Source organism: Acrocarpospora catenulata (genome assembly GCF_018476525.1).
GTDB classification, from domain to species: domain Bacteria; phylum Actinomycetota; class Actinomycetes; order Streptosporangiales; family Streptosporangiaceae; genus Acrocarpospora; species Acrocarpospora catenulata.
On record NZ_JAHCST010000056.1, the window covers coordinates 1 to 13,931 of the forward strand.

Here is a 13,931-nt window from a genome sequence, read left to right on the forward strand (position 1 = left end):
TGGGCCACGTCCACGTCCACGTTCACGCCCGCCAGGCCGTGGTCGGCGGCCAGGCCGGTCAGTGCCTGGCCGCCGACCAGGCGCTGGAAGGAGCCGGACTGGGGTTCGGTGACGTCGGTGGGGAGTGGCTCTCCGGGCACGGGCAGCCAGCCGATCTCTCCGGCGCCGCCGGTGATGCCCCGGTGGAGCCGGCCGCCCAGCATCACCCCGAGGCCCTGGCCGACCCCGGCCCAGAGGATGGCGAAGTCGTCCTGCCCGGCCGCCGCCCCGTACGCCTGCTCGGCCAGCGCGGCCAGGTTCACGTCGTTCTCGATCCGGACCGGCTTCCCCAGGCTGGTGCGCAACTCGGCGAGCACCCCCATGTGCCAGGCGGGCAGGTCGAAGGAGTAGCGCACGTCGCCGCTGCGCGGGTCCACCACCCCCCTGGTGCCGATCACGAAGGAGCGCAACTGGGACAGGGCGACGTCGGCGGTCTCACAGGCCCGCCGTACCGCGTTGTGCACGATCCGGACGGGATCGTCCGCCTCGGTGGGGTCGACGGTCACCTCGGCCACGGTCTGCCCGGTGATGTCGGCCACCCCGGCGGTGACCCGGTCCGGCAACACTTCCAATCCGGCCACATACGCACTCGTGGGGTTGACCGTGTACAGAGCGGCGTTGGGGCCGCGCCCACCGGCCCGTTCCCCCGCGGTCCGCACCAACCCGCGATCCTCCAGTCTGGACAACAACTGGCCAGAGGTGACCTTCGAAAGCCCGGTGAGTTCGCCCAGCTCAGCCCGGGTGAGTGGCCCTTGGGTGAGGAGGAGCTCCAGGGCTGCTCGGTCATTGATCTGGCGTAGCAGCCGGGGTGTTCCCGGTCGTTGGGCCACTGGCCAGCTCCCCTCTCGTCACGATCCGCTAACGCTGGTTTCTTTTAAGAAAGTTTCTTGTTAGTTTAGCGGCAGTCACCCGGTAGGCAAGCGATCAAGCCTGCTGGATGCCAAAGCCGCCGACCGTCAGGAACCCCGAGGTGCATCGGTTCGCCGACCACCCCCCAACCTCGACGCGAAGCCGGGAAGGGAGAACCCAACGTGAAGATCGTGAAGATCGCGGGCCTTACCGCAGCCCTTGCACTGGGTGTCGCCGCTTGCGGTGGCACCGAGCCCGCCAGCCCTGAGCCGTCCGCCGCCGCCCCGGCCTCCAGCGGGCCGAAGTTCGCCGGGCAGACGCTGACGGTGTGGCGCCTCGGCGACACCAACCCGCCGTCCCAGGCGTACATGGACGACCTGATCGCCGAGTTCAAGACGGCGACGGGCGCCGAGGTCAACCTGGAGTGGATCCCGTGGCCGCAGGTGAACGACAAGTTCACGGCCGCGGCGGCCGGCGGCGCCGGTCCGGACGTGACCGAGATCGGCAACGACCAGGTCCCGCTCTGGCAGAGCCAGGAGGCCCTGGAGCCGGTCACCGCCCTGGCCTCCAGCGGCGAGCAGGCCCAGATCCCGAAGAACCTGCTCGGCCTGGAGACCATTGACGGCGAGGTCTACGCCCTGCCCTGGGGCGCCGGCACCCGCGCCGTGCTCTACCGCAAGGATTGGTTCGAGGACCTCGGCATCGCCGTACCCAAGACCTGGGACGAGGTGGTGGCCGCGGCCAAGAAGATCCAGGCCGAGAAGGGCAAGGACGTGGACGGCTTCGCCTTCAACGGCGGCTCCGACGCCAACCACCTGCTCGGCGCGCTGGCCTGGTCCGAGGGCGGCGAGTACGCGGTCAAGGAGAACGGCAAGTGGGTCGGCAAGCTCTCCGACCCGACCTTCAAGGCCGGCTTCGAGACCTACACCGGCCTGGTCACCAGCGGTCTGTCCGGCAAGTCCCGGCTCACCCAGAACACCGTGGACATCCGGACCCGCTTCGCCAACAACAAGGTCGGCATGTACCTGACCGCGTCGTGGGACATCCCCGGCATCGAGACCGACAGCAAGGGCAAGGTGAAGGCCGACCAGCTGGCCTTCTTCCCGCTGCCCGCCAAGTCCGGCGGCGAGGCCCCGGCCTTCTTCGGCGGCAACGACATCGCCGTCTGGGGCAACGCCAAGAACAAGGAACTGGCCACCGAGTTCGTGAAGCTCGCCACCAGCAAGCAGTGGGCCGACCGGTACGCCAAGGACGGCGGCCTGCTCCCGGTCTACCCGGACACCCTGGCCTCGCTGGCCAGCGACCCGGTCCAGGCGCCGTTCGCGGCGGCCTTCGCCAAGGCCAAGTCGTTCCCGGCCGACCCGAACTGGACCGAGGTCGGCGAGACCAAGGCGGTCCTGCAGAACGCGGCCCGCTCGGTCATCGAGGGCAAGGCCTCCGCGGACGAGGCGCTCGCGGCGGCCAACAAGGAACTCGAAGACATCCTCAACCAGTAGCGACATGACGAATACGTCAACGATCGCCCGGGGCGGAGGCACCTCCTCCGCCCCGGAGCGGCGTCGCAGAAGGTCCCACCGCCCCACGAAGGCGAGTGGACTCCCACCCCGGGCCGTCCCCTACGTACTGCTGATCCCGGGCATCCTCGTGATCGCCGGTCTTCTCCTCTACCCGATGATCCAAGTGGTCGTCATGTCCTTCCAGAAGGTCGGGCTCGCCCAGATCAGCGGGAAGCGGCCGACCGAATGGGTGGGATGGGAGAACTACACCAAGATCTTCGAAAACGACATCTTCTGGTCGTCGCTCCGAAACACCGTCGCATTCGCCGTGATCACCGTGACCCTCACGCTGGCCGTCGGCACCGCGGTGGGCGTCCTGCTCAACCGGCTCAGCAAGCGGATGTCCACCTTCGTCATCATCGGCATCATGGGCGCGTGGGCCGTCCCTCCGGTCGCCCAGGGCGCCATCTGGGGCTGGCTCTTCAACGCCGAGGCCGGCATCGTCAACTGGCTGCTCAACCTGCTGCCCGACTGGCTCTCCCAGGCCCTGTTCGGCCGGTCCGACTGGACCGGCGAACCGTGGCTGAACGACCCGATCACGATCTACCTCGTCCTGATCATGACGGTGCTCTGGACCTCGTTCCCGTTCGTGTCCGTCTCGGTGCTGGCGGGTCTGAAGAGCATCCCGGCCGAACTCTACGAGGCGGCCCGGGTGGACGGCTCCGGCCCCTGGCGCACGTTCTGGAAGATCACCTTCCCGCTGCTCAAGCCGGTTTTCACGGTCCTGACGATCCTGTCGATCATCTGGGACTTCAAGGTCTTCAGCCAGCTCTACACGCTGATGGGCGGCCCCACCGTCCGTGAGGCGTTCAACCTGTCCGTGTACTCCTACTCCGAGGCGTTCCGTTCTCCGCCCAAGATGGGCTCGGGCGCGGCCATCGCCGTGGTGCTGACCGTGATCCTGCTCATCGTGACCGCCATCTACGTACGCCAGATGGTCAAGTCGGAGGAGGTCCAGTGACCCCGCTCGCCCGCAAGCGGCTGGCCAAGATCGCGCTCAACACGGCGGGGACCGTGGTGTTCCTGATCGCGGTCTTCCCCGTGTACTGGATGATCGCGACCTCCTTCAAGGAGAACGACCAGATCTTCACCACCGAGTTCATCCCGTTCCCCACCCACTTCACCTTCGACCACCTGGACCGGGTGCTCACCGAGGGCGTGGCGGGCAACTCGATCTGGGTCTACCTCCGCAACAGCGCCATCGTGGCCCTCGGCACGGTGCTGGTCGGTTCGCTGTTCGCCCTGCTGGCCGCCACGGCGGTGGCCCGGTTCCGCTTCAAGGGCCGGACCAGCTTTCTGATCGGCCTGCTGGTCGCGCAGATGGTCCCGGCCGAGGCGCTGCTCATCCCGCTGTTCCTCCGGATCAAGCAGCTCGGCCTGTACGACCACCTGCTCGGCCTGATCGTGATCAACGTCGGCCTGACCCTGCCCTTCGGCATCTGGATGCTGCGCACCTTCGTGGCGGCCGTGCCCAAGTCGCTGGAGGAGGCGGCCTGGATCGACGGCGCGTCCCGGTTCACCACCTTCTGGAAGGTACTCTTTCCGCTGGTGGCCCCCGGTCTGGTGGCGACCAGCATCTTCTCCTTCATCACCGCGTGGAACGAACTCATCTTCGCGCTGACCCTGATATCCGATTCGTCGGGGTACACGATGCCGGTCGCCCTGCAGTACTTCTTCGGGCAGCGCGGCACGGACTGGGGCGCCATCATGGCCAGCTCCACCCTGATGACGATTCCGGTGGTCATCTTCTTCCTGCTGGTGCAGCGGCGCATGGTCTCCGGCCTCGTCGCGGGCGCCGTCAAGGGCTGACCCCTCTTCCCCTGGCGCTGGTACGGCCGCCGCTCACGAGGCGACGGCCGTACCAGCCCTGCCCTGAATCCATCCGACACCTACAGGAGCACGAGTCAGCCATGCCTGCACTCTCCGCACTAGCGGCCGGTACGCTGCTGGCCGCCTTCCCCGGCACCACCCCGCCCGACTGGATCCTGCGCGATCTGGAGGGCGGTCTGGGCGGCGTCACGCTGTTCGGCTTCAACGTGGAAAGCGCCGAGCAACTGGCGGCCCTCACCGCGCGGCTGAACGAGGCCGGACGCCCGGTGGTCTCGCTGGACGAGGAGGGCGGGGACGTCACCCGGCTGGCCTACCACACCGGCAGCCCCTACCCGGGCAACGCGGCGCTGGGCGCGGTGGACGACGTCGAACTGACCGAGAGCGTCTACCGCTCGATCGCGGGCGACCTGGCCCGCTGCGGCGTCAACCTGGACATGGGCCCGGTGGCCGACGTGAACACCGCCGACGACAACCCGGTGATCGGGACCAGGTCCTTCGGGGCCGCCGCCGACCTGGTGGCCCGGCACACCGTGGCGGCCGTGCGCGGGCTCCAGTCGCTCGGCGTGGCCGCCTGCGTGAAGCACTTCCCCGGCCACGGCGCCACCCGGGAGGACTCCCACCTGGAGATCCCGCTGGTGGACGCCTCCCCGCAACTGCTCTGGGAGCGCGAGCTGGTGCCGTTCCGTGCCGCCATCGAGGCGGGCGCCCGGTCCATCATGACCGCGCACGTCTCGGTTCCCTACCTGACCGGACCGTCACCCGCCACGCTCAGCCCGGCCGCCATGACCGGGCTGCTGCGCGGGGAGCTCGGTTACGACGGGGTGGTGGTCACCGACGCGCTGGACATGCACGCGATCACCAAGAGCGTGGGCCTGGGCGGCGGCGCGGTGCTCTCGCTGGCCGCCGGCTCCGACCTGCTCTGCCTCGGGCCGATCCCGACCTATGACGACATCAGGGAGGTGCTGACCGCGATCACAGAGGCGGTCCGGGACGGGCGGCTGCCGCTGTCCCGGCTGGAACAGGCCAACGAGCGGGTGGAGCGGCTGCGGGCCTGGCCGGCGCTGGGCTCGGGCGGCGCCACCGAGAACAACGTGATCGGCCTGGCCGCCGCGCGGCGCGCGGTCCGGCTCTCCGGCTCCGCGGGGCCGCTGGTCGACCCGTACGTGATCGAGGTGGACACCCCGCCCACGATCGCGGTGGGAGACGTGCCGTGGGGCATGGCCCCCTGGCTGCCGGAGGCCGAGATCGTCCGGGTGAAGCCGGCCGAGGCCGAGCCCGGGGCGCTGCTGACGGCGGCGGCCGGGCGGTCGCTGATCGTGGTGGTGAAGGACGCGCACCGGTACCCGGAGAGCCAGGCGCTGGTGAGCAGGCTGCTGGCCGGGCGTCCCGACGGCATCGTGGTCGAGCTGGGGCTGCCGATCTGGCGGCCCGAGGCGGGGGCGTACATCGCCACCTACGGAGCCGCCCGGGCCAACACCCAGGCGGCGGTGGAACTGCTGACCGCCTGAGCTTGGTACGGGTGCGGCCCCCCGCTCCTCTCCCGGGGAGCCGCACCCGGGCTCTTCTAGGGGGAGGTGCAGGTGTATCCGGACGGGACCGAGGTGTTCCCGTTCGGGCGGCTGGCCTGGAAGCCGAACTCCACGCTCGCGCCCGCCGCGACGGTGCCGTTGTGCCCGACGTTCTTGGCGGTCACGGTCTGCCCGCTGACGGTCAGCGTGGTGTTCCAGGACCCGGTGATGGTGTGCCCGGCGGGCAGCGTGAAGGTCACCGTCCAGCCGTTCATCGTGGCGGTGCCCGTGTTGGTCACGGTCAGCGGCTGGATCACGTAGCCGTTGCTCCACTGGGTCTGCACGGTGCCGGTCGCGCTACAACCGCCGCCGGTGCCGCCGCCGGTCGTGGTGAAGGTCACCAGGCCGGAGTTGCCGGACAGGTTGCCGGCGTTGTCCCTGGCCCGCACGTACACCTGGTACTGGGTGTTCGGGGTCAGCCCGGTGAGCGTGGCCGAGTTGCTGGTGGTCTGGGCCAGCAGCGGATCGGTGGCGCCCATCTCGCGGTAGACGTTGTACCCGGCCAGGCCGCTGCCGCCGCTGTCGGTGGACACCGCCCAGTTCAGGGTGGCCGCGTTGGTGGTGACGTTGAACGCGGTCGGGGTGCCGGGCACCGTCGGCGGGATGGTGTCCACCGGCGGGCTCACGCTGGGCGACGGCGACGGAGAAGGTGAGGGCGACGGGTTGACGCCCTGCGGAGGAACCCGGATGATCCGGTCGTCCGCCGCGACCGGGGTGCCCCGGCCGTCCCGGTTGCTGGTGCTCACCCAGAGCCAGCCGTCCGGGCCCACGGCCACCGCGCGCAGCCGCCCGTAGGTGTTCTGGAACTGCGAGGTCGCCGAGGCCGCGCCGCCGGAGGCGTTGAGGGTGACCGCCCAGAGCCGGGTGCCGCGCAGCGCGGCGGCGAACAGCGTGTTGTTGGCGTAGGCCAGGCCGCTCGGCGAGGCCTCGGCCGTGGTCCAGGAGATGATCGGGTTGCGGAAGCTGGGGTTGTTGCAGGCCCCCTCGCAGGTGGGCCAGCCGTAGTTGCCGCCCGCCACGATCTGGTTGATCTCGTCCAGGTTGTTCTGGCCGAACTCGGAGGCGTACATGCGGCCCTGGTTGTCCCAGGCCAGGCCCTGCACGTTGCGGTGGCCGTAGCTGTAGACCCGGGATCCCGCGAACGGGTTGCCGGAGGCGGGCACGGCGCCGTCCGGGGTCATCCGCAGGATCTTCCCGGCCGGGGAGTTGAGGTCCTGCGCGTTGGCGGTGGTGGCGGCGTCGCCGGTGGCCACGTACAGCATGCCGTCCGGGCCGAAGGCGATCCGGCCGCCGTCGTGGATGGTGTTCCGCGGCACCCCGGAGAAGATCACGTTCTGGGTGCCGGGGGCGCTGAGCCGGAACCGGGCCAGCCGGTTGTCGGTGGCCGTGGTGAAGTAGACGTAGACCCACTGGTCCTGGGCGTAGTTCGGCGAGACCGCGATGCCGAGCAGGCCGCTCTCACCCGACGCGGAGACCCCGTTGATGGTGGCCACCGCGACCGGGGTCTGGCCCGGCCGCACCTGCATCACCCGGGCCGTGCCCCGTTCGGTGACCAGGGCGCTGCCGTCCGGGAGGAAGGCGATGCCCCACGGGACCTGCAGTCCGGTGGCCGCGACCTGGGCCCGGTCGAAGTCGAACCCGCCGACCACGGCGGCCCGGGCGGGCAGCGCGCGGACAATGCCGATCGCGCCCAGTAGTGCGGTCAATCCCAACAGAATTGGCAATAGCGGCGAAATCCGTGTGCGTGTCACCATCTTCACCCCTTATCCAGAGGCTGCACGGTAACCAGCCACTTCCGGGGGGAACAATGATCGACTCCGGACCGCGGGCGCGAGCTGGGATTTCAGGCCGCTCGGCCCGAAACTTTCAGCTAAGTTCGTAAAGTTTCAGCTCGCGAAGATCTCTTCCCGGGCCTGCTCCAGCGCGGCCAGCACCGCGCCGCGCAGCACCGGGCCGCTGCCCAGTTCGCTGGTGACCACCTGCGGCCGGATCGGGCAGATCCGGGCCACCGCCTGCTCCACCCGGGTGGTCAGCGAGGCGCCACCCGCCTGGCCCACCTCCCCGGCCAGCACCACCAGGCCGGGGTCGAGCACCACGCAGACCGAGGCCACGCCCAGCGCCAGCCGGGAGGCGATCTCGTCGAGCAGGCGCTCGGCCTGGTCCCCGCCGTCGTGCACGGCGGCGGTCACGCACTCGGCCGCGGTACTGGCGGCGAAGCCGTACTCGGCGGCCAGCTCGACCACCGCCTCGGCGCTGACCAGGCTCTGCAGGCCGCCCGCCAGCGAGGGCAACCGGCCGGGAGTGGCCCGGATGTCCTCGGCCAGCGGCACACCGGGCACCGGCAGGTAGCCGATCTCGCCCGCGCTGCCGGAACGCCCCCGGTGCAGCCGCCCGCCGAGCACCACCGCCAGGCCGATGCCGCGGCCCACCCAGAGCAGCACGAAGTCGTCCACGTCACGCGCGGCGCCTTTGGCGCGTTCCGCGATGGCGACCAGGTTCACGTCGTTCTCGATGGTCACGTCCCGCCGCAGGTCCCTGGCCAGGGCCTCGTGGATGCCCTCGTGCCAGTGCGGCAGGTCGAAGGAGAACCGCACGTCGCCGGTGCGCGGGTCGACCACGCCCGGGGTGCCGATCACCACGCCGCGCAGCCGGGACAGCGCCACCTTGGCCGAGCGGCACGCCTTGACCACCGCGGTGTGCACCACCGAGACGGGGTCGTCGTGGCCGTTCGGTGCGGCGGTCACCTCGGCCACCACCTCGCCGTTGATGTCGGCGATGGCGGCGGTGACGAACTCGGGGCCGACGTCCAGACCCGCCACGTAGGCGCAGGAGGCGATCACCCCGTACAGCGCGGCGTTGGGGCCGCGGTTGCCGGCCTGCTCGCCGACCACCTCGACCAGCCCGCGCTCCTCCAGCCGGGCGAGCGTCTGGGACGCGGTCACCTTGGACAAACCCGTCAGGTCGCCGATCTGCCCCCGTGTCAGCGGCCCTGATGCCAGCAGCAATTCCAGTGCGGCCCGGTCGTTGATCTCCCGGAGCAGCCTGGGCACGCCAGGACGTCGCTCCATGCTCCTGCTTTCTATGATCGCCCCCGGGTTACCACTGCTCGCGAAAATGTCAACAAAGTTTCCTGCCAGCTTACCGACTACCCGCCGGTCCGGAAATTGGCTCTTGCTGTAGCTCCAGGTCAAGCAAGAGGATCACTCATGTCCGACTGAGGAGATCACATGGCGCCGGCAGTACTGAAATGGCCCATCGCGGCCCTCACCCTGGGTCTCCTGCTTCTCCTGGACGCATTGCGGGTGTTCCTGCCCTCCCTCATCACCCTGTACGGCCGGGCGGGCGACACCCCACCCGAACAACTCGGCCTGTTCGCCGCGTTATGGTTCGTGATCCCGTTCCTGGCCATCCCTATCTCCCGCCTGACCGGGCCGCGAGCCGTCCAGGTGGCCGGGGCCGTCCTGCTCGCGGCCACCCGGCTCGCCCTCCAGGCCACCGACGGCGGCGACCCCCAGCTCTACCTGTCGGCCGCCGGCGTCACCGCGGGACTGCTCTTCCTGTACGGCTCCGCCCGCACGATCCCCCGCCTGGCCGCCCCGATCGGCATGGCGCTGGGGCTCGGGCTGAGCGGCCTGCTGCACCTGGCGATCGACCACGTCGACCTGGTCTGGCAGGACGGCTGGACCCCGTGGCTCCCGGCCGCCCTGGTGGCGGCGGCGTTCCTCTGGGCGACCTTCCGGGCGGAGGCCGCCCCGTCGGAGGACACGGCCCCCGCCGGGGTGTGGTTCCTGCTCGGCCCCGCGCTCTTCCTGGCCGGCCAGTCGCTCGGGCCGGGCGCCGCCGCCGAGGACCAGTGGATCCACGGCGCCCAGGAACAGGCCACGGCGGCGACGGTGGCCGCGCTGGGGGTGGCCTGTCTCAGCCTGGTGCCGTTCGCTATCGCGCCCCTGCTGGCGGGGGCGCCGCTCCGGGTCTACCGGGTGCTCTTCCCTGCCGGGCTGCTGGTCGGCGTCTTCTCCCCGCTGGCCGGGGTGGCCGAGGCGACTCTGGTGGCGGCGGGGGTGGGCGGCTGCCTGGGGCTCGCCGCGCTCCGGCAGCGGACGGCCCGCGCGGGGGTCGCGCTGCTCGGGGGCGCGGTGGTGTTCCTGGTGGCGACGTTCGCCTACTACGCCTCCTACGACGCGGACCTGGGCTTCCCGAACGCGGTGGTGCCCATGGTCGTGGGCGTGCGGATGGCGCTCACCGGGCTGCTCGGCGGGTGGCACCGGGACTCGCCGCCGCTCCCCCGGCCGGGCCGGAGCCTGCGCACCCTGGTGCCGGGGGCGCTCGCGCTGCTGCTGGTGCCGCCGGTGGTGGCCGCCGGGCTGACCTGGCGCACGGTGCCCGCCGAAGGCCGGTTGCAGGGCAACGAGTTCACGCTGGTGGCGTACAACATCAGGATGGGGTTCGGCCTGCGCGGCACCCTGGACCTGGACCGGATCGCGGCCTGGGCCGCCTCGGTCCGGCCGGACGTGGTGCTGCTCAGCGAGGTGGACCGGGGCTGGCTGCTCAACGGCGGCCACGACGACCTGGACCGCATCGCCCGCGGCCTGGGCATGCGCTACCACTTCGCCCCGGCCGCCGACCCGCTCTGGGGCGACGCCCTGCTCACCAACCTGCCGGTCTCCCAGGTCGTCTCGCACCGGCTCGGACAGCACGACTACCCCACCGGCGCGCAGGCGCAGACCGCCGTGCTCACCGTCGGCGACCGGGAGGTGGGCATCGTCAACACCCACCTCCAGGCTCCGGCCGGGCAGGCCCCCGAGGTCGCGGAACTCGTCCGCCGACTGGGGGCAGGGCGGCCGGTGGTGCTGGCCGGGGACCTCAACACCAGCAAGGAGGATCCCGAGATGCGGGTGCTGGAGGGGGCGGGGCTCACCGACCCGCTGATCGCGCTCGGCGACCCGCCCACCTCCCCGGCCGACGACCCGGTCAAGCGCATCGACCACGTGCTCGTCACCCAGGGACTGACCGTGGTGAGCGCCGAGGTTCCCAGGGTGCCCTACTCCGACCACCTGCCCGTGGTGGTCCAGCTTCGGGTCGGGTAATCCGGGGTTGCCGTCAAACCATTGCCAACCAGGCGGGATAATCAACTACATGCGACTTTCTGCCCGTGTCGACTACGCCCTTCGCGCCGCCGCCGAGCTCGCCGCGTCCGGCGAGGGGCCCACCACGGTGGGTGAGCTCGCCAAGGGCCAGGAGATGCCGCCCAAGTACCTGGAGAACATCCTGCTGCAGATGCGCCGGGCCGGCCTGGTCCGCGGCCAGCGCGGACCCGAGGGTGGCTACGTGCTGGCGCGGCCGGCCAACCAGATCTCCCTGGCCGACGTGATCCGCGCGGTGGACGGCCCGCTGGCCAACGTGCGCGGCGAGCGGCCGGAGCACGTCGGTTACACCGGCGCCGCGCAGGCCCTCCAGCAGGTCTGGATCGCGCTGCGGGCCAGCGAGCGAGCCATCCTGGAGGAGGTCACGCTCGACCAGATCGCCACCGGCGACCTGCCCAAGCGGGTCACCGACCTGGCCTCCGACCCCGCCGCCTGGGACTCTCCCACCGCCGTCTGATGCCCGAGGGCGACGCGGTCTACCGGACCGCGCAACGGCTGGCGACGGCCCTGGACGGCCGCGCGCTCACCCGCTCGGACTTCCGTGTCCCCCGCTACGCCACCACCGACCTGCGCGGGCGCCGGGTGCTCGGCACCCAGCCGCGCGGCAAGCACCTGCTCACCCGGATCGAGGGCGGCCTGACCGCCCACACCCACCTGCGCATGGACGGCAGCTGGCAGATCCAGCCCACCGGGCGGCCGGTGCGCGGCGGCGACGTGGTCCGGCTGATCCTGGCCAACGCCGAATGGCAGGCCGTGGGCGTGAAACTGGGCATGGTGGACCTGGTGCCCACCGAACGGGAGGACCGGGTCGTCGGCCACCTCGGGCCCGACCTGCTCGGCCCGGACTGGGACGCCGGGCGGGCGGCGGCCAACCTGGCCGGACAGCCCGCGCTGACCATCGGGGAAGCCCTGCTCGACCAGCGCAACCTGGCGGGGATCGGCACGATCTGGCGGGCCGAGACGCTGTTCCTGGCGCGTCTGTCGCCGTGGCGCGAGGTGGGCGAAGTGGCGGATCTGGCCGAGCTCGCGGAGCTGGCGCACCGCCTCATGGAGACGTCTAAGGATGGGCCCGCGCCGGTCACCACCGGTGACCCACGGCCGGGTCGGACACTCTACGTGTACGGCAGGGCACACCGCCCCTGCCGCGTTTGCGGCAATCCCGTAATACGGGACGAACTTGGCGCGCGTTCAACAGAACGCTTGATCTATTGGTGCCCGGTCTGCCAGCGAGGCTAGGCGGCCACCATGTCCTTGACCTCAGGGAAACCCTCGAACTCCGGACCCGAGGGCACGGTCTCCGAGAGCGGCAGGCGCTCGTGTTCCGGCATGTCGGCCAGGACCGGGGCATGCTGGAGTTCGGCCAGCAGGAACTGGTCGGACACCTCGCGGAGCACCTGGGACAGCGGGACGCCGAGAGCGCCGCAGATCGAAGCCAGCAGCTCCGAGGACGCCTCCTTCTGGCCGCGTTCCACCTCGGAAAGATAACCGAGGGAGACCCGGGCCAACGTGGAAACCTCGCGAAGCGTGCGACTCTGGCGCACTCTCAGCCGCCGCAGCACGTCACCGAGCAGCTGACGCAGCAGGACCATCTGTCGCTCCCTTCCCGGCGCGGGTGTCGACGCGACGTTCCGCGCTGTCTCGTATCGCCCGTTCTTGCCTCGCCCTTCGTACATATTCCTCGCTGTCTTCACGGGATCGCTCGGCCCCTTCGCCGGGCGCGTCCTGGACTTACTCCTCGCCGATGGCTCACGGACCTCACTCACAGCTCCACCGTACCTGTATCGAGCGACACCGCGGCAGACCGTGGTGAGCATGTTCGCTGGGGACGTAACGCGGTAATCATCCGGAATGTTCCCCCAAATTGACCTCCAGCACACCTAGAAGTAGATCTAAAGCCTCTTTACAGGTGTCCTGACGAATCCGCTCCCGGGAGCCGCCCAACCGCAGGTCACGGTGGTGAACCCGGTCTCCGGGGCCGGTAAGGGCGAGGTAAACCGTGCCCACGGGCTTGCCGTCCTGGGGGTCGGGGCCGGCCACCCCGGTCACCGCGAGGCCGTAGTCGGCCCCAGTGAGCTTGCGCACACCGGTGGCCATGGCCTCGGCCACCTCAGGGTGCACCGCGCCCTCCCTGGCCAGCAGGCCGGCGGGGACGCCGAGCAGGCGCGCCTTGAGCTCGGTGGCGTACACGATGACGCCGCCCGCGAACGCGGCCGAGGCGCCCGGCGGGGCCGACAGGGTGGCGCCGAGCAGGCCGCCGGTCAGCGACTCGGCCACGGCCACCGTGGCCTTCGCCCGGACCAGCAGGGTCAGCACGTCGGCGGCGCTCATCAGGCCCGCGACCTCTTGGCCACCTGGCGCAGGCGCACCGCGCGGAACACGTAGTCCAGGCCGGTAACCACGGTGACCAGCAGCGCCAGGCCGAGCGAGGTCCAGCGCGCGAACTCGGGCACCCCTGGCCAGATGTAGAGGGCGATGGCCAGGATCTGCAGCACGGTCTTGACCTTGCCGCCGTAGCTGGCGGGGATCACGCCGTGCCGGATCACCGCGAAGCGGAGCAGGGTGACGCCCAGTTCGCGGGCGATGATCACCGCGGTCACCCACCAGGCCAGCTCGCCCAGCAGGGAGAGGCAGACCAGGGCCGAGCCGATCAGCGCCTTGTCCGCGATCGGGTCGGCGATCTTGCCGAAGTCGGTGATCAGCCCGTACCTGCGGGCCAGCCAGCCGTCCAGTTGGTCGGTGATGGAGGCGACCAGGAAGACCGCCAGCGCGGCCAGGCGCCAGCCCTGGCCCTCCACGAAGAGGAAGACGATGAAGACGGGGACGATCACCAGCCGGGCCACGGTGAGCGCGTTGGCGATGTTCCAGGTGCTCACCGGGGCGCCCGGTTCAGGTCCGGAGACGACATGGGGAGGTCCGGCCGGCACCCTGGGGGCGTCAACCTTCCT

The 13,931-nt window shown here is 70.8% G+C and carries 13 protein-coding genes; 7 read left to right on the forward strand and 6 right to left on the reverse strand.

What is annotated here, in order from left to right:
* The coding region (locus tag KIP79_RS36295; protein WP_214109520.1) for an ROK family transcriptional regulator at positions 1-869 on the reverse strand (869 nt) is incomplete at its 3' end.
* 201 nt (positions 870-1,070) lie between these two features.
* On the opposite strand from KIP79_RS36295, the gene KIP79_RS36300 reads away from it, so the two are divergent.
* The 4 genes from KIP79_RS36300 (at position 1,071) to KIP79_RS36315 (ending at position 5,782) form a co-directional block, all read left to right on the forward strand.
* Positions 1,071-2,384, forward strand: a complete 1,314-nt coding sequence (locus KIP79_RS36300) for an extracellular solute-binding protein (protein WP_214109521.1) — start codon at positions 1,071-1,073, stop codon at positions 2,382-2,384.
* 4 nt (positions 2,385-2,388) lie between these two features.
* A complete protein-coding gene (locus KIP79_RS36305; protein WP_214109522.1) occupies positions 2,389-3,405 on the forward strand; it encodes a carbohydrate ABC transporter permease in 1,017 nt (338 codons plus the stop codon).
* Positions 3,402-4,253, forward strand: coding sequence for a carbohydrate ABC transporter permease (locus KIP79_RS36310; RefSeq protein ID WP_214109523.1), 852 nt, complete (start codon positions 3,402-3,404; stop codon positions 4,251-4,253). Before KIP79_RS36305 ends, KIP79_RS36310 begins: the two co-directional genes overlap by 4 nt.
* 101 nt (positions 4,254-4,354) lie before the next feature.
* The gene (locus KIP79_RS36315) at positions 4,355-5,782 is read left to right on the forward strand and encodes a glycoside hydrolase family 3 protein (RefSeq protein ID WP_214109524.1); all 1,428 of its coding nucleotides are present in this window, start codon (positions 4,355-4,357) and stop codon (positions 5,780-5,782) included.
* A 56-nt stretch (positions 5,783-5,838) separates the two neighbouring features.
* Here KIP79_RS36315 and KIP79_RS47755 read toward each other — a convergent pair whose 3' ends face one another.
* Together KIP79_RS47755 and KIP79_RS36325 are read right to left on the reverse strand one after the other, a co-directional pair.
* A complete protein-coding gene (locus KIP79_RS47755) occupies positions 5,839-7,548 on the reverse strand; it encodes a PQQ-dependent sugar dehydrogenase (protein WP_250214418.1) in 1,710 nt (569 codons plus the stop codon).
* Between the two features lie 180 nt (positions 7,549-7,728).
* On the reverse strand, positions 7,729-8,910 hold the full coding sequence (locus KIP79_RS36325) for an ROK family transcriptional regulator (RefSeq protein ID WP_214109525.1): 1,182 nt from the start codon (positions 8,908-8,910) through the stop codon (positions 7,729-7,731).
* A 159-nt stretch (positions 8,911-9,069) separates the two neighbouring features.
* Here KIP79_RS36325 and KIP79_RS36330 point away from each other — a divergent pair, with 159 nt between their 5' ends.
* The 3 genes from KIP79_RS36330 to KIP79_RS36340 are packed head-to-tail and all read left to right on the forward strand — an operon-like array spanning position 9,070 to position 12,222.
* The gene (locus KIP79_RS36330; protein ID WP_214109526.1) at positions 9,070-10,929 is read left to right on the forward strand and encodes an endonuclease/exonuclease/phosphatase family protein; all 1,860 of its coding nucleotides are present in this window, start codon (positions 9,070-9,072) and stop codon (positions 10,927-10,929) included.
* A gap of 49 nt (positions 10,930-10,978) precedes the next feature.
* Positions 10,979-11,443: an RrF2 family transcriptional regulator gene (locus tag KIP79_RS36335; protein ID WP_214109527.1), complete on the forward strand. Its 465-nt coding sequence runs from the start codon at positions 10,979-10,981 to the stop codon at positions 11,441-11,443.
* Positions 11,443-12,222 (forward strand): DNA-formamidopyrimidine glycosylase family protein, encoded by a 780-nt coding sequence (locus tag KIP79_RS36340; protein WP_214109528.1) that lies wholly within the window; start codon positions 11,443-11,445, stop codon positions 12,220-12,222. Before KIP79_RS36335 ends, KIP79_RS36340 begins: the two co-directional genes overlap by 1 nt.
* On the opposite strand, the gene KIP79_RS36345 is transcribed toward KIP79_RS36340, so the two are convergent.
* The 3 genes from KIP79_RS36345 to pgsA all read right to left on the reverse strand — a co-directional run bounded on the left by KIP79_RS36345 (position 12,219) and on the right by pgsA (position 13,910).
* Positions 12,219-12,575 (reverse strand): helix-turn-helix domain-containing protein, encoded by a 357-nt coding sequence (locus tag KIP79_RS36345; RefSeq protein ID WP_214109529.1) that lies wholly within the window; start codon positions 12,573-12,575, stop codon positions 12,219-12,221. The genes KIP79_RS36340 and KIP79_RS36345 overlap by 4 nt on opposite strands.
* Before the next feature lie 250 nt (positions 12,576-12,825).
* Positions 12,826-13,314 (reverse strand): CinA family protein, encoded by a 489-nt coding sequence (locus tag KIP79_RS36350; protein WP_214109530.1) that lies wholly within the window; start codon positions 13,312-13,314, stop codon positions 12,826-12,828.
* Complete coding sequence (gene pgsA / locus KIP79_RS36355) at positions 13,314-13,910, reverse strand: CDP-diacylglycerol--glycerol-3-phosphate 3-phosphatidyltransferase (RefSeq protein WP_214109564.1); 597 nt, start codon at positions 13,908-13,910, stop codon at positions 13,314-13,316. Before pgsA ends, KIP79_RS36350 begins: the two co-directional genes overlap by 1 nt.
* Between the last annotated feature and the right edge of the window lie 21 nt (positions 13,911-13,931).